The 20916-nt window shown below is 36.7% G+C and carries 24 protein-coding genes; 1 reads left to right on the top strand and 23 read right to left on the bottom strand.

Annotated features, from left to right (window positions below):
* Window positions 1-20 precede the first annotated feature (20 nt).
* The 10 genes from B4U37_RS03525 to B4U37_RS03480 form a co-directional block, all read right to left on the bottom strand.
* The gene (locus tag B4U37_RS03525) at window positions 21-665 is read right to left on the bottom strand and encodes a hypothetical protein (protein WP_088017099.1); all 645 of its coding nucleotides are present in this window, start codon (window positions 663-665) and stop codon (window positions 21-23) included.
* 25 nt (window positions 666-690) lie between these two features.
* Window positions 691-894, bottom strand: coding sequence for a hypothetical protein (locus B4U37_RS03520; RefSeq protein WP_198317077.1), 204 nt, complete (start codon window positions 892-894; stop codon window positions 691-693).
* Between the two features lie 188 nt (window positions 895-1082).
* Entirely contained in the window at window positions 1083-1952 is an 870-nt protein-coding gene (locus B4U37_RS03515; RefSeq protein WP_088017097.1) for a DUF4839 domain-containing protein, read from the bottom strand.
* A 279-nt stretch (window positions 1953-2231) separates the two neighbouring features.
* Window positions 2232-2555, bottom strand: coding sequence for a nucleoside triphosphate pyrophosphohydrolase (locus B4U37_RS03510; protein ID WP_088017096.1), 324 nt, complete (start codon window positions 2553-2555; stop codon window positions 2232-2234).
* A gap of 22 nt (window positions 2556-2577) precedes the next feature.
* Entirely contained in the window at window positions 2578-5025 is a 2448-nt protein-coding gene (locus B4U37_RS03505) for a restriction endonuclease-like protein (RefSeq protein ID WP_088020119.1), read from the bottom strand.
* Window positions 4997-7564, bottom strand: a complete 2568-nt coding sequence (locus tag B4U37_RS03500) for an MrcB family domain-containing protein (RefSeq protein WP_088017095.1) — start codon at window positions 7562-7564, stop codon at window positions 4997-4999. Before B4U37_RS03500 ends, B4U37_RS03505 begins: the two co-directional genes overlap by 29 nt.
* A gap of 159 nt (window positions 7565-7723) precedes the next feature.
* Window positions 7724-8320, bottom strand: a complete 597-nt coding sequence (locus B4U37_RS03495) for a hypothetical protein (RefSeq protein ID WP_088017094.1) — start codon at window positions 8318-8320, stop codon at window positions 7724-7726.
* Window positions 8321-8361: 41 nt separating this feature from the next.
* Window positions 8362-8838 carry a hypothetical protein gene (locus B4U37_RS03490; protein WP_088017093.1) on the bottom strand — a complete coding sequence of 159 codons (477 nt, stop codon included), beginning with the start codon at window positions 8836-8838 and terminating at the stop codon, window positions 8362-8364.
* Window positions 8839-8954: 116 nt separating this feature from the next.
* Complete coding sequence (locus B4U37_RS03485; protein WP_245840049.1) at window positions 8955-9617, bottom strand: ribonuclease H1 domain-containing protein; 663 nt, start codon at window positions 9615-9617, stop codon at window positions 8955-8957.
* A 47-nt stretch (window positions 9618-9664) separates the two neighbouring features.
* On the bottom strand, window positions 9665-11593 hold the full coding sequence (locus B4U37_RS03480) for a 3'-5' exonuclease (RefSeq protein WP_088017092.1): 1929 nt from the start codon (window positions 11591-11593) through the stop codon (window positions 9665-9667).
* A 215-nt stretch (window positions 11594-11808) separates the two neighbouring features.
* Between B4U37_RS03480 and B4U37_RS03475 the strand changes: the two genes are divergently transcribed.
* Complete coding sequence (locus B4U37_RS03475) at window positions 11809-13206, top strand: GIY-YIG nuclease family protein (protein WP_088017091.1); 1398 nt, start codon at window positions 11809-11811, stop codon at window positions 13204-13206.
* A 99-nt stretch (window positions 13207-13305) separates the two neighbouring features.
* On the opposite strand, the gene B4U37_RS03470 is transcribed toward B4U37_RS03475, so the two are convergent.
* The 13 genes from B4U37_RS03470 to B4U37_RS03415 form a co-directional block, all read right to left on the bottom strand.
* A complete protein-coding gene (locus tag B4U37_RS03470; protein WP_088017090.1) occupies window positions 13306-13680 on the bottom strand; it encodes a hypothetical protein in 375 nt (124 codons plus the stop codon).
* Window positions 13681-13883: 203 nt separating this feature from the next.
* Complete coding sequence (locus B4U37_RS03465) at window positions 13884-14351, bottom strand: GNAT family N-acetyltransferase (RefSeq protein ID WP_088017089.1); 468 nt, start codon at window positions 14349-14351, stop codon at window positions 13884-13886.
* A 130-nt stretch (window positions 14352-14481) separates the two neighbouring features.
* Window positions 14482-15336 (bottom strand): MBL fold metallo-hydrolase, encoded by an 855-nt coding sequence (locus B4U37_RS03460; protein ID WP_088017088.1) that lies wholly within the window; start codon window positions 15334-15336, stop codon window positions 14482-14484.
* Between the two features lie 184 nt (window positions 15337-15520).
* Entirely contained in the window at window positions 15521-16066 is a 546-nt protein-coding gene (locus B4U37_RS03455) for a GNAT family N-acetyltransferase (RefSeq protein WP_088017087.1), read from the bottom strand.
* A gap of 58 nt (window positions 16067-16124) precedes the next feature.
* Window positions 16125-16655: a ClbS/DfsB family four-helix bundle protein gene (locus tag B4U37_RS03450; protein ID WP_088017086.1), complete on the bottom strand. Its 531-nt coding sequence runs from the start codon at window positions 16653-16655 to the stop codon at window positions 16125-16127.
* Window positions 16642-17094 (bottom strand): DUF2500 domain-containing protein, encoded by a 453-nt coding sequence (locus B4U37_RS03445; protein ID WP_088017085.1) that lies wholly within the window; start codon window positions 17092-17094, stop codon window positions 16642-16644. Before B4U37_RS03445 ends, B4U37_RS03450 begins: the two co-directional genes overlap by 14 nt.
* Window positions 17095-17235: 141 nt before the next feature.
* The gene (locus B4U37_RS03440) at window positions 17236-17619 is read right to left on the bottom strand and encodes a hypothetical protein (protein WP_088017084.1); all 384 of its coding nucleotides are present in this window, start codon (window positions 17617-17619) and stop codon (window positions 17236-17238) included.
* Between the two features lie 96 nt (window positions 17620-17715).
* Window positions 17716-17946: a hypothetical protein gene (locus B4U37_RS03435; protein ID WP_088017083.1), complete on the bottom strand. Its 231-nt coding sequence runs from the start codon at window positions 17944-17946 to the stop codon at window positions 17716-17718.
* Between the two features lie 64 nt (window positions 17947-18010).
* On the bottom strand, window positions 18011-18877 hold the full coding sequence (locus B4U37_RS03430; protein ID WP_088017082.1) for a hypothetical protein: 867 nt from the start codon (window positions 18875-18877) through the stop codon (window positions 18011-18013).
* Window positions 18878-18938: 61 nt separating this feature from the next.
* On the bottom strand, window positions 18939-19094 hold the full coding sequence (locus tag B4U37_RS22170; RefSeq protein WP_198317076.1) for a hypothetical protein: 156 nt from the start codon (window positions 19092-19094) through the stop codon (window positions 18939-18941).
* Window positions 19095-19209: 115 nt separating this feature from the next.
* Window positions 19210-19644, bottom strand: coding sequence for a hypothetical protein (locus B4U37_RS03425; protein ID WP_157663700.1), 435 nt, complete (start codon window positions 19642-19644; stop codon window positions 19210-19212).
* 120 nt (window positions 19645-19764) lie between these two features.
* Window positions 19765-20217 (bottom strand): GNAT family N-acetyltransferase, encoded by a 453-nt coding sequence (locus B4U37_RS03420; protein WP_157663699.1) that lies wholly within the window; start codon window positions 20215-20217, stop codon window positions 19765-19767.
* A 156-nt stretch (window positions 20218-20373) separates the two neighbouring features.
* On the bottom strand, window positions 20374-20892 hold the full coding sequence (locus B4U37_RS03415; protein ID WP_088017079.1) for a GrpB family protein: 519 nt from the start codon (window positions 20890-20892) through the stop codon (window positions 20374-20376).
* Between the last annotated feature and the right edge of the window lie 24 nt (window positions 20893-20916).

The following is a 20916-nucleotide window of genomic DNA, read 5'->3' as shown; positions in this document are numbered from 1 at the left end:
ATGCCCCTTTTATTGAAAACTCATTTGCTATTAATGCAACTCATCTCTACTCCACTCGCTGCAAACTCTTCCTCAAAAATCATACTAAAATAACCAAATTCATCTTCCTTACAAATCGCTTTCCTTTCTACCACCATTCCCTCAGCTGAAAAGTGATACGCCAATACTTTCTGCACCTGTAAGCTTTCATCAAAAAACCTATACACCATTAGCGCATTAGATTTCTGTTGCTTATTCTTATGTAAGACCAGTTTGTTTAAAAAGGATATACGTTCATCCGAATCAACATATTGAATTCCCACGACGTCATTAGGAATACAGCCTTCTTCCGTTTCAGAAAACAGCTTTTCAATTGTTTCTTCATCCTTCATTGGAAGACTTTCTCTTTCTAGATGAAGTGCAAGATAGTGATAATTCTCCGGATCCTCTCGCTTGTCCCACTTCCACCAAGCCAGATCCATCGGACGCGAACGATTCTTTGACTTATCAAACTTTGAATCTTCTATATAGCTATCAAACCCCAGCATCTCCCCTAAATCTGCAAAATAATTAATTTCTTTCTGCGTAAACATGGACCTGTTATGTTGCGTATTTAAGTTTAATTTCCTATAGTTTATTACAAACCCATCAAAGAACTGCATGAGGTTAAGGTGTGGTTTATTCATATTATTCAAACCCTTCTAGTTAAAATTAAATGTTAAATTCTTTCTTTATTACTTTCAAGAACTCTTGAGCTGAATCCTTATCAAATTGAATAGATTGACTTATCTTCCCACGAAATTCTCTTTGGTTCGATCCATATGTATCTATCTGAAGAATTCTATTCCCTTCTTTGTCTATAAAACTCGTATATGTATTATCCACTTCATTATGAACTGTATTTCTTTCCTTCATAATTTTTTTCATACTCCCTTTAATTAAAGCCATTTACTTCCCCTATAATAAAAATTGTTTCTATATTATTTAAATTCTACAAAAACCTACAACATCCTTTATTTTCCACAACAAAAAGACATGCATAACATGTCTTTTTGAGTAGTTTCTTTAGTGATAACAAAATAGCAAAATGATTTTCATAGACCTTATCTAATTTCAGTAGAAATTGGTTCAAGGAAGAAAAGTCCAGAATTTTCATCATACTCTTCTACTACAGCAGTAATATGAAGATTTTGACCCATTCCAATGGTGTCTGGTATGTTAGAACCAGTAAGATTTAAATCATTAATAATATTGACATCTTCGAACTTAAAATTAGGTCCACTAAAAGTGGTTTCACTATAATCACCAGCAAAAATTAGAATGTCATATCTTGTTTTATAACTACCATGTGGCATCATATGTGCAATATTTCCATCAAATTCAATGGTTCTACCAGCATATTTTTTTGCAAATTCACCAACAGTTGGATCATTTTCATTCTTTACTGCCAAGAGAGCAGCTAGGTCTTTATTATTTTCTACCGTTAATATTTCCTCGTTGCTTTCCTCAGTCTTATCATTGGTTGATTGTTCATCTTCCTCAGTTGTATCATTAGCTGATTGTTCATCTTCCTCAGTTGTATCATTCGTTGATTGTTCTTCTTCAGAACTTTCTTCTTCGGAAGATTCTTTGTCACTTTTTTCTTTTTCTGGGAAGGTGTGATATGTAATGACTACTTCTACATCGTTAGAGTACCATACATCTGGAGAATAGTCTTTATCTCCATCAACCGAAACAGATTCAACTTCGCCATCTTTTGTCAACCAACCTGTTATTAAATCTTCCAGCTTTTCTGTTTTAATGTTATTGAATCCTTTTTCTTTAAATTCATCAACAACCTCTTGGTAATCTCTACCTTCTTGTACACTTGAACCTGACGGTGTTTTTGCTTCACCTTCATGTCCTGAATCTCCAGCACACCCCACTAATGTAATGAGAATACAAGCAATAATAATACCAATTATTTTTTTCATTTTGTTCCTCCTCGTCAAAACTTGAATCAAATCGTACCAGATGATAAAGTGATTTCGTCACTACCTTCTATACTTATACTGTTTTTGTTAGGTGAAGTATTCTTTCACCCTCTTTATCAATACAGCTTTTATATCCACTTTATGATGAACTGCAATTCTTTCTTTCGCGATTTTCTTCATGTTTTACTTCTCTATATTAAAAATTCTACAAAAACCTACAACATCCTTTAATTTCCACAATAAAAAGACATGCCCTATACATGCCTTTTTACTACCAAACTAATTTTCCACCTCAACCAAAAATACCTTCTCCTCAAATCCACCACGCTTCTCTGCTTTTTCCCTACGAACCTCCTCAATTTCTTCCATAGAAGATCCGTGGTAACCTGCAAGCGCCCGAACAATTTCCAAAAGATCCGCGAGTTCCTCTACAGCTTCCTCATTCGTCTCCGCTGCACAGTACTCATCAAGTTCCTCATAGCTCTTCAACTTGAGATACTTTATGTAATCTTCATCACTCAAAACTTTAGAGGTATACCTCTTCCCTGTTCCTTCTATTATCTGTGGAATTTTGTCCCGGACTAGCTTGTTGTAAACCGGCATTAGCATTCCTCCTAAACATCAGTCAATCAACCAAATACCTAAATAATTTCACGCGGTCACTTTTAAATTCCTCAAAAGTTACTGTCTGCACAGTGCCTGCCTTATCTATCTCCACAACTTCACTTTCCCTATCAAAATTAACCGTCGCATTTTTTATGGTATATTTCTCAACTCGCTCTGCCTGATCCATTTTCTGATTATCCAGCTCTATATGAATCCGATCAGACACCCGCCTCAGCATCTGCCAAACAATCTTCTCTTCTTCAGATTTCATGAATAACTCCGGTAACTCCGTGGAGTTTTCTAAACTTCGCAAGGTCGTCATCATATAATGAGCAAACCCGTATCCTACAGGAACGATTACTTTCTTCAATCTCGACCAATGTTCTACTGAAAATGTTACTGTATCGCCTGAAACCTCCACAGCGCGCAACTTACCAAAACAAACAACGCCGTTTTCCATGCCAACTTCTTTTGTCAGATAGAGTGCTACATACTGAGCTTCCTGCCAACCTTTTCTCAACACGGAAGCTGACAGCGTGTATTTGGCTGATCTCATAGCTCCCCTATATTGTTCTTCTGATGAAACCACTCCAACCAGCACTTTCTCCTCCACGCTCTCTTGCCAGTTTTGCAGAGACCCCCTCGGTAAAATGCCTTCCTTCTGAATATCCTCAGGACTCTTATCAATGAGATTCTCAATAAATCGTTCCACAAGGTCGGTAGCATTCGGTAGGAATGGGAGTGCTCCAATATTTACTTTTCCTATACTTTTGTAAAAGTGATGATCCTGATAGATCTGTTCTTCGTTCCATGGGAAAAGAACGTATGCACCGAATGCGGTTCGCTCGTAAGGACCGTTTTGTTCGGCTACGATGGAATCTCGGTAACGGTGCATAGTGTTTATGTCATCTTCCATAGGACCTGGGGCTTGGTATTTATTCCCGTAATAACTTCCTTCAAGCGCGAAGTCAATTCTATATTTTGCATCAAAGACATAGTTGAAGGTGTAGCTTTCTCCTTTTTTCTCAATGCTGAGCATGGTATCCGGAACTTGCGCGGTGGTTGGGAGCTTACTCACGTATTTCTGATAGGTTAAGGTGATTTTCTCTTTCGTAACGGGATGCTTATAAACACGAGTGGCGCGGCGATTTGCTTCCATACTTACATGAAGACCTTTTCGGTCCACCTTAATGATGTCCTGGCTAATCATCTCGTATTTCTTGTTTAGGATTTGCCCTAATTTTAAATAAGTCCAATACTCGTAAAGGGTGGCTACGTCCTTCACTGACATTTTGTACATGCCGTTTTGAAGGGCTAACCCTTTGGAAACGGTTAGGAAGATCTGATAGGCATCCCGGTAGCCAGGTGCTAGCTGCATCACGAGACTTTGAACGGTTCTATCTGGTAAGGAAAGCTCTCGCCAGAAAGGGTTGCTAAGCTTCCTAGTAAGCGCTCGTTTCATTCCTTCAATGGAGCTCAATAACTCAGGATCTTGGTCTGCCTTATTCCAGCGATTGTTATTAAACCTTGAAAGTAAGTCTTCTAGTTTACTAGCAAGACGCGTCATCATCCATTTCACAAAACGATTTTCAAGGGTATGAAAGGTGATTTGCTTATTGACGGTCATTCCCTTACTCGACATAAATTGTTTGTCCCCAATTGGGATGCCGTGGCTTACTTCTTGGAAAAGGTGGCTGTTCTTCCGCAAATAATTTCGTCCTTTTGCATCGAGCAGTTTAATTCGATCCCCTCTGACTATCTCATGAGTCTTGACTAGCTTATGATGTGGCTGTCGCTCAATTTGTTCGACAGCTTTTAGGAAAGCGCTAAAATAAACAGTGATCAAACGGAAAAATTCAGCAGAAGACGGCGAACCTTCTAATTTCGTTTGCGCACTAAGGAACGTTTTCTTTAAAAAGTGAAACGCCAAATTATAGATCTCATCGTTTACTTCATCTAAAAGCTTTCGATAGTCCTCCTTGTAGTTGAGCTTTGTTGGGAAAACCTCTATTGTTACCTCTAGCAACGTCCGTTTCCCTTCTCTAATCTCAAAAGTAGAATAGCCGATTTCATTCTGAAAATGTAAATTTCCGAGCAGTACGTAAGACTGCCCAAATTCCACGCGGCCAATAGCGTTCCGAAAAACTGGATGCTCATGATAGAAAGTCAATTCCTTACCGTTTTTAGGAGACACCATAACCGTGTACACACCATTTTCGAAGAAGATCGGTCGATGGGTGTGAAGGTCTACCTGTTCCAAAGATTCGACATCAAAAACCTTTACCTCCTCATGGTCCCCTACTACACTGAACCGCATTTCATCGTGGAAATCAAGATTGCGGTATTGCTGTAATCCTATATACCTCTCATGATATGGCTTCCCTTTTATCACCAAAGAAAAGTCTGCTGTTTCAATTTTGACCAGTTCCACATCACCTTTAGCTAATCCAGAAAGAGGTAAAGCCATCATGCATTAACCTCCTATGCATCTCCACCAGCTTTTCTGTGCTGCGTGGGTACTTAGAGAGCTTAATGTACGCAGAATAATCCTCTATATCCTCTGATAATTCTTGATTGGTAAGGAGCTTAAATAATTCCTTTATCGTGTGTTCTACTCTACTGTCACTACCAGATATTCGCGGTAAGATCTTCTGAACTAAGCAATAATCAAAAGCATCCTCCTTGGAAAATAACTTTCCTTCCTGGTTATAGGCAAGATACATGCATATTTCATCTCGTACTCGATACCCAACCTGTGCACCAAGTGGTTTTAGAGCTTCATTTATGCCAACTAGCGTTAAAGAGGTCTCCTTGATTAATTCCATGTGCTTGGAGGCTAGGTCCTTTAGATAAAGATAGTCAGCTCGAAGCATGCCATTTTCAATATACTTCGGTTCCATAGCTTCAGTGGCCCCTTGCAGGAAATCCAAATAATCCAACTGCACACGATTAAATTCAATGGTGTTCGCACGATCTAATACCTTTTTGCTAAAAGGGTGTGTTGTCTCATCCATATTAACCGTACCAACAATGTACATGTTCTCCGGAAAACCAATAGACCTTCCTACCATGGAACTGTCCAAAATCTCAGAGGAAACAATCTTCCCATCCCTCCAGTTCCTACTCTCCATCACACTAAGCAGATCACTAAAGTAATACTCCACACGAGCAAGGTTCATTTCATCCAAAAGAACAAAATGAGGTTTGGTTGGATTATCGAGAGCCTTTTGCATTATTTTCGTTAAAGGTCCTTCCACAAAGTCACCCTTAATATCCTTGTAGCCAATCAAATCAGAGCCATCGCTCCAGTCCGGTCTCACAGGAATCAAGGCGAACTGCCCATTTTCTTCCGTCGCCCCAACACTTTCAGCAAACCACTCAATAATTTTTGTTTTTCCTGTTCCTGAAATACCAGAAATAATGACAAAGGGCTTTGTCTTTAATGATAGGAAAAGATTTGTTATTTCTTCCTTTTCATAAAAGAATCCCTTACTTTTTATGTATTGGTAAATATGTTCCACGAGTGCCTGATTGCTCATATAATCAGCCTTTGGCATGGAGACAACCTTAGGTGGTTCAGTTGGTTTATAGTTAACACCTTCATTTAAGGTAATAAACTCCTCATAGTACCTCACCATTTTTTCCAGGTCTCCTACTAATACGTCTTCAGAAGGGAAATCCTCCAGTTTATATTTCACATACACCGCAGTTGAGGCAGCATAGTCTCTTGCTCGTTTGGAAGGTCCAAGATAGATGTTATCGTCCTTTTGAAACCGGTCATCCATCCCAATTTCACTTCTAATTGCCTCTTTAATTCTCTGCATCTCTTCCTTTGACGTTTCTGTAACACCTTGCGCAAACGTCAAGTAGAGCTCCTGCATATCTTCACTAAACAAGTAAACTATGTAATACCCTCTTTGTGTAGAGGTAGTGACCTCCTTATTCATTATGGCAATCCAAGGAACACTAGCCCAGTTTCCTTGGCCCACGGAGCCAGTTACTACATATTGTCCATTAACAAACGGCAGCTTTTTTAGCTCGTCTGTAACATCGTTCCGTACGAAGGAACCTAATTCATGACCTCCAAAAGGTTGGGTTTTGGCTTGTGGGTAATGGTTCATGATATGTAAGAATTGATCTCTTAATCTAGTACTCACTGTGTTTTCCTCCATAATTATCTCTTCTATAGGTGACCAACTACTATCAATTACTTCTAATTTTTCTAGCCACATTAATAGATTATGTGTACGTTCCTTAGCAACCGACTCCACCATCAAATTTTCGCCTTGAGAGTTACGGACAATTAGCATACCTAACTCAATAAGAGCAACTTTCTTTTCGCTTTTAGGATATGCTTCTAATAATTGCAGAACAAAAAGAGCTATCTGAAAATATTCTTTTTCAAGTACAAGGTCTCTAATAAATGCTAGTTTATTAGGCGAGGCCTCATAGGCATGGAATTTCTCACTTTTTTGATTTACATCATTTAACAAACCGAGAAGCCTTAAGTCCTGCCTAGCTCTAGAAAGGATTCTATATTCGTTATCATTTTTTGCTTGTTTGCTTAAAGTTGGAGGGTCATAGGTACCCTCGGTGACCTGATCTAAAAATGGTAGTACCTTATGAAACTGTTCACATGGAAGCTGATCCGTTTTGAATTCTTTAAGCTTTATCTTTGTTCCAGCTGGTTCATTCACTACTTCTATATATGGAAGTTTTGCAAACAAAGCCATTATAAAAGATGATCTACCTCTAGTTTTGGTGAAATCATTAGCTGAAACCATTCTTTGTTGAATAAATTCTTCCCATGCTGTGGTTAAAAACTCGAAGGGGATGTATGCATGAGGATTAGTTGTTTCATTATTTTCAAACTTTCTTCTGGAAGCTTCGGATTCTACATAAATTCCGTTAGAATCGGTTCGGACTATTTTATTTGGTCGATTGGAGGTTAATGTGTGGATTGTATTAACTTTATTTAATAGTTCAAGTAATATTTTTGTGAGCAATTAAGTAATCTCCTTCTACTATTTTTCTCTTCTTATCATTTTCGACAAAAAACCAGCATTTCCCTGCTAAAAGACACTTCTGGTATAAGGAACATTTTACAATAATAACAAAGTCGATTCTCTTATATTTTCAAGAATCGACTTTGGCACTACATAACTCTATTTAATAAAAACTACATATATTTTATCTTTCTTCAATTGGGTATGGTCCTTGAATATCTCAACTTTCCCTTTATAAATTGAAGGAATATTTTTTATTAAATGTTCAGTTGCTTTTAACGTATGGTCTCCAAAATCATACATTACAAGGAACTTGTAAGCATGAATCGGATCAAACTTCACTTTTGTTTTCCCCTCTAATAAACCCTGAATGTCTTTAATTAGACCGTTCTTTTGTGCAGAACCAAACTTATACCCATTATTAATTGGTTTATTGCATTTAATTTCTGCTAAAATATTTTCCTTTCCAGTGACCATAATATCGTAACCATTAACACTTGGTTTTACTTTTAAAACACCTTCCAAATAAAGTTGATAATTCTCTTCTACATTCGAAAAGCGGTCTCTTAACCAATCCATAAAACTAATTGTAGTCTTATATGTAATTATATTGTTAATATCACTTAATGTGCTTTTGATGTCCACAAAATCTTCTATTGATAACTTTGAATAATAATCATTATTCTCACCGGTAATTTTCGAACAGATGAATTGGTTAAAACGTTTTTTAAATTCAGATTCTCTGTTATAACTCATGCTTATTTCTACTACCTTTCTCCCCACTATCTATTAGGATATTAAGTTTCTCTAAAGCTATTAAATACATTTATCGTATCCAATTTCATAGCTGCATATATTTGAAAAATCGCGCGTTCATTTTCATTTGGTACTTTAATCATTTGCACAGAATAGTGTTTATACATAAACTCTCTAGCATCTCTAATTGTTTCCAAGTCAGGATAATCATCTGTTAATGTAGTTAGTTTATAGGAGATAGTTGCTTGTTCTCTGGATGTTGCTCGTAAATCTACACCTATTCGTGTAGCTAGATTTCTAGAACGGCCAACATAGAGCATTTTTTTATCGGTATGGTTAGTAATAAGAAAGACACCTTCTATTGGTGAATTATCTTTTCCAAAAAGCTTCTTAATAGTACCTTCTGTTAAATTTTTTATTTCATATTTAGGCGCACTAATTAATTCATCTAGTCGCTTTGGTAAACTTTCATATATATCTTCAAAAGAAAGTAAGACACTACCGTACTCATATTTCATTAAACCATCTCCCAAGTATCTATAATAGTAATCCACATTTTCAATAAGAGTCCCCATCAAGTTTTTAAGAAGATTTAACTAGAAATGTCTTTATTATTCAATATTTCTATTACACCTCAACCTTTCCTCCCAAAATCCGCCTTAATCTCCCCCCAAACCTTTGTCTCCCACTTTAGAATTTTATTTGGATAATCATTTGTTTGAAGCCAGTTTTCTGCCCTTTTTATTAGAGACCATAACCGTTTTGTAGCGGCAATTTGTTGGATATTTGTCTTTACCTTTTTGTTTCGAACCCAGCTTAACGCTGTTAATGAATCTGTATAGATTGGGAGATCGCTTTGTTTTTCTTTAAGTAGTGCTAGAGCATGAACAATTGCTAGGAATTCTCCAATGTTATTAGTTGCATGACCGATTGGTCCAAAGTGAAAAATTTGCTTTCCATTCTTGGTATATACACCTTGATATTCCATAATACCAGGGTTACCACTACATGCAGCATCTACGCTTATACTCTCCTCTTCGAAAGTTGGTAATTTAACTTCATTAGAAAAGAAATCAAGTTGTTCTTTATGTTTGGGTATAGCATTCGCATCTCGTATTCTACCTTTTGGACCACCAGACCCATAAGCTTGTTGAGCCTCTTCTTCTGTTGGATATGACCTAAATCTCGATCCTGGTATACCATGCACTTGCCTCTTACACTCTTCCCAGGTACGAAAGACTCCAGTTTGTTTCCCAGACCAAACAACATAATATTTCTTTTTCAGTTTTTTTGGCAAAGTATCACCTCATTGCAACCTTGAGTAATCTTATATTGAACTAACGCTTACTTTCGATTAATAGCTTTTTTCTCTCGTGTACTAGTTAATAATTCTTCTTTCCACTCTTCAAAATAAGAAGTAAACTCCGACTCCCCAGAATACGAAATACACAAATACTCCTTCGCCCTAGTCATCCCAATATACATCAACGATACTTCGCGCTCTTTATCCTTCTCAAGCGGGAATGGCATGGTATCCGCTTTCACAATAAACACCGCTTGGAAGTCCAGCCCTTTGCTACTGTCTATTGTACTTATCTTGACGGTCTCTTCTTCTCTATTAAAAGCTCTTTTGCTAGCTTCATTTTCAGTTATCCATGTTGCAGGGATGCCTTCTTTTTGGAGCGCTTTTTGTATGGTACCAATAATATCTGCTTTATGCGTGCGTTTAACTCGATATAGAATAAGCATTTCAGAGTACGGAACTTTCCGCACTTGGTGTAGCTGTTGTATTTGCCTTGCGATAATATGCATTTCTTTTGCAAAGCTTTCTGCTTTCAAGATGGCTGGTTCTGGACCTTTGCGTTTTGTGCTTTTAGGAGAGATAATTTCTACGCCTTCCGTTTCGCCCACTACCACCTTGTTTTGTAGCGAGGAATTCTTTTGGAAGAAGTCCCAGGCACAGTTGACGATTTGTGATGTGTTTCTGTAGTTTATATTTAATATTTTCGATCTACCACGGAAATCCAGTCCTGTGTCTTTGAGATAGCTTCTTTTTCTTGGATAAATAGTTTGTGCACGGTCTTCTACAAGAAGTAGAGCTTTGGTTTCAGGGTTTAGACATAAGCTAACGAGATGAAGCCAGCTTGCTTCAAAGTCTTGTCCTTCGTCAATAAGGATAGCGTCATATTTAGGAGCAATTGCTTCTCCCTTCTCTAACTTCTCAATGTATGTATCGATGATTCCCTCACTCATCTTTAAGTCATTTTTCAACCACTGATGAAAGTTTCTCACTTCAATATTCCTAGGAGTTGGCTGGATCTGTATTTCTCCATCACCAAAATGAAAGTCAAATAGATTATCAGGCTCCAACGCCATAGCTCTTACTATTTGCGCGATATTTTGGGAGAGTGATATGTTATAGCACAAAATCAAGATTCTCCAATTAGGATTCTCTTTCGCAAGCATCTTTGCTCTACTCGCCAGAATAATGGTCTTCCCGCTGCCTGCCACTCCTCGAATAAGCCTATTTTTATCGCCAATTTGTTTGGCCATGTTTTCTTGATGGAAATCCATTGTTTTGATATCCCTTAAAGATAGTAGCAGTTGATCCTGGTAAGGAACAGGCTCTTTAAACTCAGCCCCAATTCGGACCTCAGGAAATAGATAGTACCTAATCGTATTAATTTCTTCATATGTAAGCGGCTCTCTTAACCTGAAAGGTACTTGGAACATATTAATTAATTTCTCTGCAAGCACTTCCTCCGAGAACTCCTCGTAATCAGGATCTATCTCTTCCCGTGTAAGCATGCTGTCCGGATCAATGATAGAATAGATCCCGTCCTCTAGAACCTGCTTTTGGTTAAGGCGTGTAAAAACAACGCCATAGCCATAAGGGAATTTTAATTTAAACTGATGCTTCCCTTCCGTTTGAATCAAATTCTTATCCTTCTTCAACACATCATTTATCTTAAACACGTAATCTCTTGCCTGCTTAAGTGGACTCTTCACACTATGTAGATTTCCACCAGTATCTCTGATCGTCCACTCATCCTTATTCAATTGATACAACGTATTTCTTGTATAATCCTTTACCTCGAGCACAATCAGTCCCAGATCGGGACCAATAACCACAAAGTCCGGCCTAGTCCCCTGGATTTCCGGTTCAAAATAAACTATATAGTCATCCGGCAAATACTCCTTCAAAGTGCGGAACAAAATCCTCTCCCCAGAAGTAGCACTGCTCCTAATTGTTTCCGGAACCGTAACAGCCATCCTTTTCACCTACCGACAAAATATTACTTTTATTATAGCAAAAGAACTGGGGTTTTTACATAAAGTTACAAAAAACTCAATATTTTTCAACTAATACTCTATAAGCCTCTAAGACATTACCATTATATGCATTTCAAAAAACAGACATATATTAAACAATTATATGATATAGTAATAAAGGTTTTACAGTTTATGGGAGCACAGGAGGGACACGAATGTTTAAAAAAATTAAAGAATGGTTTCATTTAGAACGTTCACTAGAGGAAAAAAAGCGCCTTTTAATAGAATTAGAACAAACACTAAATCAAAAAGAGCAGTTGGTGGAATCTATTAAGCTAGAAGCAAAGGCTTCTATTCAATCTGAGTTGGATTTATTAGTGCAACAAAGGGTTGCCGCTGACTCAAAGCTTTCTGAAACCATGGATAATCTTAGTTCCGTTGAAAAGAAAGTTACGAAGCTAACAAACGCTGCGAAAAAATTTAAAGCAGATAGCGTAGGAATTAAAACACTAATAGATAAGTTTCCAAATGCAGTAAACTACGATTTAATTGCAGAAGAATTATCAATTCTAGAGAGTGCCTTAGGAGAAGGAGTTCTAGAAACATTAGTACAGTTAAATTTGCACCATCAAGATTCTAAGTTATTAAAGAAAGAAATGACAGCCAACAACCGTGAAATTACAAAGCTTCTAAAAGCATATGAAGGAAGATATAATACGAAAGCAAATAAAACCATCTACCACTTGATGGTCATTGGGCTTAAAGCAGAATTACAAAATATACTGCATAAATTAAAATACACTAACTTAACCCAGATGGAGTCTGAGGCAAAAGCTTTAATTGATAAATACTTAACCATTTGCGGGGAAGGAAATGCGAGTATTCTTCCAACTATCACAAAGTTCCTAACCGAATTAGAACCCTTATTCTATAATGCAATTCAAATAGAATATAAGTATTATGTGCAAAAAGAAAAAGAAAAAGAAGAGCAACGTTTGATTAGAGAACAAATGAAACTAGAAGCAGAAGAGCGCCGTATATTAGAAGAAGAAAAGAAAAAATTAGAGAAAGAAGCAGAAAAATATCAACAAGAGTTAGCTAAAAATCGAGAGTTATTAGAGAAAGAAGCTGACCCTGAAAAACGAATGGCTCTAGCGGAGCGATTAGAAGAATTAACACAACAAGTAAACCAACTTGAGGAGCAAAAAGAGGAAATTGTAAAACGAGCAAATGGTCGTGCTGGTTATGTCTATGTAATTTCCAATCTCGGTTCTTTTGGGAATCAAATGTTTAAAGTGGGTATGACCCGCCGTTTAAATCCGCAAGACCGAATAGATGAATTAGGAAATGCATCTGTCCCGTTCAGATTTGACATCCACGCCATGGTATTTAGTGATAATGCAGTAGGCTTGGAGCAAGCAATACATGAGCGACTAGCAGAAAAGCGAGTAAATAAAATCAACTTAAGAAAAGAATTCTTTTATGCAGATGTGGCAAGTTTACAAGAGTTGGTACAAGATATTGATCCAACAGTTGAGTTTACAACCACCTTGCTTGCCGAAGAGTATCGCCAAAGCCAAAGTATTCAAGAGGAAGCCCTGCATGTAGTTTAATATTTGAAAACATATAGAAAAACTATCTTTATTTCTTAATATAGAAAGGTCAAGGACACTTAGTTCCTTGACCTTCTTTATAATACAAGGCTATAAAGGTTATGCTATTACCTGCATCTTTTTCTGATACTCAAGAATTTCTTCATCTGTAAAAACGTTAGATGCTAGACGTTTAACCTTATCCCAGTACTTTTTAAATTCATCATAGTTGTGTCCTTGTTCTTGAATAAAATTCACCAAGCTGCCACCAGTAAAGATGGGGTGGGTTTTAGGGTATTTGGCATCCCAATATATATTCGCTCTTAAATTTAGATCTTTTTGGTTTTCTTTAACCAGTAGGGTAATTGATACTGCACACCTAAGTCTAGGTTCTCCTTTATCATGACCTTCCCCTTTAGCATTAACAATCATTCTAGTAAAATATTGTTCATTCTCAAAATTCATTTCGTCTTCACACATTTTAAATTCAAACATACTTATCCCTCACTTCTGCTAGTATCTATCCCTGTTTCATGGAAACATATAACAATATTACCATTTAGAAAGAATTAGTTGAATAGAAACCGTTCGGCCTAATATATAAGGAAAGTTGAGCTGGACCTCTATTTTGCAATTTTACTTTTAATCTATCAATCTTGTTTTTCTATATAAGAAAATCCAACTCACAACGAACTGAGTTACTCACACTCATACACCATCCTCAAAAACTCATATGTATCCCCATTAGTATCCTGCATAAAAGTATCCATATCCCTAAACCCTACTTTTCTATATACTTTTATCGCTCTTTGATTGAAAGTTGCCACGGATAACGTAAATTTATCTACTGTAAATCTTGCTTGGACAAACTCCATACCGACATGTAGAAATTCCGTCCCTCTGCCATTACCAGTTAAATCCGGTCTCATTCCTAATCCTATATCGTATACATTAGCAGCAGCTTGGCTCACACTGAAGAAACCAATCAACTCAGTGTCCATCATTACCGCAAACATAGAGTTATCTCTTGCTTTACAATCCAGAAATTCCGCTAAGTCTTCTTCATCCGCTACCATATCATAAAAAGAATATTCTCCATCATAGTGCCAGTTATGAGCAATCTCTTCCGCTTGTGCCTGAGTCATAATTTCAAACTTATAAGTCATAAATAGCTCCTCTATAAAACAATAATCTTACGAATCTTTCTCCATTACAATAAAATGATAGTATGACCTTATTCAATATAAAAATCAGCGATCCCCCATATAGAAGAATCGCTTTCAAAAATTATTACTATTAACTCTGCTGTGATCTAATTATTTGATCATTCACAAAGGCTTTCAAAAAGAAATCTTCATTTGAATTGGGAGTTCTATTATTCTCCCTCTCAAAACATTCAATGGCTCTATCTAAAGAGGTAGAATCTCTGGCTTTGCTGGTAGAAATAAGTTCCTTCCAGTACAGATTCATTTCTTCTACGTCACAAAGCGATTCATGTCCAAGTATGAAGGAAGTGGTATCATACTTTTGAATCTCTTCGATCATAGGCAATAGTAGCGATTGTTTATAATGGAATAAAGAATTTGTGGTTGTTCCGTATGCACTATCACCTAAAAAAAGGACTTTATCGTCAGGAACATAAACAATGGTTGAATCATCACTGTGCGTGCTCTTTATAGTTTCCAACACACAAAGCTTGTTTCCTAGGTCAATCGTTAAGGATTTTTCAAAAATTATATCGGCAGCGTTTAACTTAAACGAGTCTCTGAAAGGTATTTCATTTTTTATGATTTCCATACATTTAGAAGACATTTTATTAGACTCGACATACTTCTGAAGGGATTCATCATCAAAAGAATAGTTTTGCCACTCTTCTAGTATTTGATTGGTAAGGCTATTAACGATGATGGTAGCCCCAAATTCGTTCATCCCTAAGATATGGTCCCAATGCCCATGGGTCACAACCAAATATTTTACCGGAGGCACATTTAGAGCCTCTATTTCCTTTAAAAAATCTTGTGCATGCTGGACTGAATTTCCAGAGTCTATGATAAGACTGAATTTATCTCCACAAACCAACCCCAAAGTTGGTCTTTCTTTACTATCGTCATTTGATAAATAATAAACAGCCGGCGTAACTTTATTTAGCATGTTTGTTCTCCTCTTCCTTTATTTTCATTAGTTAAGAGATGAGAAAATCTACACGCTCCGTTAACTCTAATAGATTCTCTCGGATTATTTTTTCACCATTGGACTTGTCTCCTTTGTTTGAAAAATTCAGATAAATTATACTGTGATATTTTAACATACTTTACCAATCAATTAGAAGTAGCCATTATTCCTTGAACCTTGCCATTAATACCGTATTATAATATTTTCCATCTGAAAGCAGTTTATCTTTTTTTAATACTCCTTCTTCCTGGAAACCATAATTCTTATATAGCATTATTGCTTTTTCATTGGTTTCAAGCACACTCAGCGTCAATTTCATCATGTCGTTCGTGTCAGCCCATGTTATTGTTTCTTTTAATAAATTGGTACCAATGCCATATCCCCAAAAATCCTTTAAAACACCAACACCAAACTCAGCTTTATGAGCCATCCTTTTCAACTGATTGCCTTCACACCTTGAAAACCCAATAACGCTTCCATTCATTTCGCAAACTAAGAAAAGATTATGTGAAGTTTCATTATCTATCTTAATCAATTGTTTGAATCCTAACTCATCTATGTATCCTTCGCCTTTTTCTCTATCCATATTTTCCGATTCGCCATCTATTTGCACTCTTATTTCAGCCAAATCCTTTGCATCTTTCTCGTTAGCTGATCTTATAATATAACGTAAATTACGAACATAAAATTCCTTCATATTAATCTTCATGATAAACTCCTTCTATTTCTAAACGATAATATGGAAGAAAAGCGATAGTGTGAATCCATTAGTCTACAAACTGCTTCTCTTCCCCTCCTTTGATTGACTTCTCAATAACCTCACATTTTTTTATCGCCCAAATGTAATGGTCGGAAGTGTTTGCTGCAAAATAGCTGTATAGATTACTTGTTTTTGTCCATTTATAGTGTTTTTTTGTCATGATTTCTCCATTGGTATGTAATCTAATCAGGTCCATTACTCTCTCATGACTTAACTTTAATTTCTTTATCGCTTGATTTAATGTTACATCTTGGTAGTTTTCCCATGTTCGCATATTGAGTAGCCCGATATTACGCCACTTATAACCTGGTGCTGGCATAAATGGGGTATCCCCATTCATTCCTTCTCTATACCATCTCTCCAGCATGGCATGCCATTCATACAAGTGCATGACTACATCACGGAAATTCTTATCTCTTTCTAGCGTTTCAATGGAAAGGCCTCTTTTTCTACTAGGTACGGATTCAATAATTTCAAGTAATCTATGAAAGTTTTGGTCACTATTCATCAGTAGAATGTCTTTTTCACTTGTAGTCATCTTGATACTCCTCTCCTCCCGAAATACTCACTTTTTTCCTCTCAAAGCCTAAATATCGCGTCCCCTGAAAACTTAATACTCCATTGTCATCTTCGGAGAGTAAACCATACTCCTTACCAGAAACATGAAACTCCGAACGGTCTCCACTTTCAAACTCGAACGTCACAAAATACTTTGTATGGGTGCTGGAAGAATGGTGATGATGGGTATCGTTGTGATGATGCATATTGGACCTTTTCGTAACATCCATCCGTTTTGATGTAACAACAGCAGGTACACTTAGCCTTGGAGATTGCTCATTTTTCTGCCACTCCCCAACGCCCTTGAAAACCGAAATCAAGATACTACCGATAACAATCACAAAAATAATGCCAATAAAAATTGGTACAAACTGAAACATAGGGTCTCCACCAGTACTCATTTGATATGGATCAACCATGTAAACACTCCTCCTCTGGTCCATGGGGACAGGCACCGTGACCCACTTTGACGATGCATGATATAGACCTTCTCTATTTTGCTGGTATGTTGAAACTTCCCACATTCAGTTAAATTACTTTCTTTTAAACTTCTGTCATTCTTATGCTAAAGAAATAAATAAACATAGTATGAAAATAAAACCCGATAACGGTGTCATAAAAAGTCTCTCTTTTTTACTTCGAGATACTAGGTTTGCTAATGTATTAAATCCCAAGAAAATTGTAATGATCCATACTAATATATGTGTAGATAAAAAATCTAAACTAGTTAAAACATTCGTATGCTGCAGAAAAACCAAGCCCATAAATACGAGAATTAACGCATTTAGCGCACTCACAATTCGTAACCTTTTAGGTAATACTTTAAAGTGTCCCCCCATTGCAAATTCACCAAAAGGGTAGCCAAGTGACAGTAACACCTGAAAGACAACTACGAACATACAAAAAACTGCGACAGTGATTGATGCTAAGTAGACAAAATCCAATTATATTACCTCCATTTTTCATTTTTCCCTGATTAATTCTTATGTCATGAGCGGGCCACTTTACTGCAATCGCTCTTGGTTTAACAGGATCAATATCTACTTCCTTTTCCTTGTCAACAAGTAGAGAACCGCTCCACCTATAATGAAAATCACCGTACCAACAATAACCTTCACATTTGATACACCTATCCCAATAGTATCTTCCGTTCTCTCTTTTATCTCATTAACGGTCCACCAGTCATTTACCGAAGATTCATATATTGCAAGATACAGCCATATTAAATAACAAAAGAAAACCAATAAAAAAAGACCAACTTTTCTATTCATACCTTCTCCTTTTCAGTGTAGGCATTTGTGCCAGAGGCTAACTTTCCTCATCTCCGATTTTTGGTCAATTAATATACTCTCGCCATTCACTCCATACTTTCATATAGCTCCTTAAGTCCTGTGGGTGTACTTTTATACACACACCTATACGGGTATACAGTTGAAAAATCACTTCATCTATAAGGCGTTCTTCAGCGAAGGGAGTATTACCCTTCCAAAGCGCAAATAATGGCAGAAGCGTTTCTATATCCAGGCTATCTGGAGATGAGCAAAATGCATACGTAAAATCATAAATTTTAGGACCAATCAAAGGTGACGGATCTATAACCCCAATTAGATTATTTGATGAATAGACAAAATTGTGGACCCCTGTGTCTCCGTGAAGATAATACTTTTCTTCTTCGTGATGATATTCTCTTAGTTTTTCTACTAACCCTTCGACTCTTTTATGGTCATCAAAAGGTAGGTGATTTCCTATGCTTTCTCGAGCAAGCTGGAAACTAATGTTGTTAAAATCTGACCATGTATTTCTATGTTTTCCATTAACCCTGCCCCACGAAATATCATCATTTACCTTGTAATATTTAGTAAATAATTCTCGTGTTAAAATGGTCATCCATTCTAATTTAGAACCTCGGTTGTTGTGAGTTTCTCCAAGGGTGTATGTGTAAACCAAGTATTTATCATTTTCATCCGCATAAACCACATCAGGTAATATACTTATTTCTTTGTATGCCCGCAGGAAATCTTTAGTTGAACTTATGATTTTCGGATCATCCATTTTGATAACATACGCAGGAGTTTTATCTAATAAAAGAGTATATAAGACTCCACTGGTAGTACCACTATTCATCCTTATTAACTCTATATCAGCGTCCCCTAACAACCCTTCATTTTCTAAAACATTAATAATTTTATCGGTTTTTTCCATACAGCAGCCCCAATATATTAATTTATTACTTTTCAGCTATCGCCCTATAATAGTTGAATAGCTATTGTAAGTTTTCGTCCACATAGTTCAGATAGAAATTAAGAAATATTCCAGTTAAGAACCCCAGCATAATATTTGTAATAAATAATCCCCCAAATCCCTCCAACCATAGCGTTAAACCTCCGCCGATAAAAGCTAAAACTATGCCTATCCACATAACCAGACCCCCATTTAAATTCTTTCTCATCTCATTTAATTATTTAATACCAATTATTTCATAATCTATAAATCCCTAAAATAAGCTATTAATTCTCATGCGGATTAACTAATCGTTATATCCTTAAACCCCCAATCCAATTTAAACACTTTCTTCGTTTTGTTTGACAGGTTTTATTTTTCATTAATTCGTCTGTTAGCCAAAGTAGTAAGGCTGCTATCGATGCATTAATCAAGAAGAAAGTATCTAGCAAACCAGTTACCCCTGTGAACCACGTGTCTATTTTGTATCCTGAAATCAAACTTGGGATTGGCACGAACAATGCTGCTAAGAAAAGGTGAATGAGGAAGGAGGCGACTATTCGCTTTGTTCCCGTCAGGCTTTTGGTAGCGTAGTCAGATAACATAGAACTTGGTATGCCATAAACAAAAATAATTGGAAGCAGATACATACCATAGAAAACTCCTGTACCGATTCCACCAAAAATCGAATACATCGCAATCATTAATATTCCAGAAGTTAATGCTGCTATGACTTTTCTTCCAATCATGAAGATTTCAGACAAAGTACCACTTCCTTTTTAACAATAATAACTACCTTGTTATTTGGCTTTCCTGGACAGTTCTTATGTAAGTAGTTTAGTTTTTGGTGGTTTTCCCTATTAATGAATTTAAACTTTTAATAGTAAAATAACTTCACTTTCCTCTAACATCTCGCCTGTGTTTACGAATCCAAGTGACTCATAGAATCGAAGTGCCGAATAATTATCTGGCTCTGTTGAGAGGCCGATATAATGACAATCATCATTCTTTTTGAACATTTCTACGACTTGTTGCATCGCCTCTTTCCCGTGTCCCCTACTTTGATAAGAGACATCAATCATAAACCTAGGAATCCAATACTTCCTCTCTTCAATCTCGTTTGGATCATAATCCGTCATCACAAAACCTATAACTTCCTCATCCAAATGTATTGCGTACGGTGTAAAATTGGGATTCACCTTAGACTCTGCTATTGAATATACATTAGGTGCAATTCGATTAACTTGATCCTCCGCTAACTTTAGTTTTAGGCATTTATACATGTTTTTCGTCGTTAATTCTTGAATTGATATTTGAGCCATAGTCATTCTCCTTAGATAAGATTACTACTGTATTATCCAAATATATAAACCTGCTAGAATACATTAACGGGTTTACTTCTATACAGTAGCTGATGATGCTTTTGCCCGATCAGAGGGTTATGTCTTCAGGTATTCGTATACTTTGTAACTACCCATTCATCTACTCGCACCCCAACTCCTTGCCTTCTCGACCAACCCATTCACAAACTCCTGCTTCCCCTCTTGATACTTATGATGGTCTTCAGGAAACTGCCTTGCTAATTTAAGTTTCAATTCTCCATATGCTTTTGCGTCTTCAGGGTGTGCCATTAGATACATTTTGAAATCCAGATGTGTTTGTATATGTTCATTACCGACCTGAAAGATATGTACATGGTGTGTTCTATTTGGCTTGCCTTTTGGGAAGTACCTTCTCCCTGCGATCCCATTCTCGCCTTTCGGTTCATACCCCACTTTTCGTAACGCTTCATTGTACCGATCAACTTTTTCAATATCTTTTACCACTATCAACATATCAATGATGGGTTTGGCATAACCGATTGCCGGTAAAGATGTACTTCCGATGTGAAAGATGTTTACTAATTCATCTTTTAGTATTTCTTTTAACAGCTTTTGTTCTCGGTCATATGCGATTTCCCATTCTTTGGTCCATGGTTGAATGTTGGTTTTCCTCAATACAATCGTCCTCCTTTGGTCCAT

Source organism: Sutcliffiella horikoshii (genome assembly GCF_002157855.1).
In the GTDB taxonomy this organism is placed as follows: domain Bacteria; phylum Bacillota; class Bacilli; order Bacillales; family Bacillaceae_I; genus Sutcliffiella_A; species Sutcliffiella_A horikoshii_C.
This window is presented reverse-complemented; position numbering and strand designations above follow the sequence as displayed.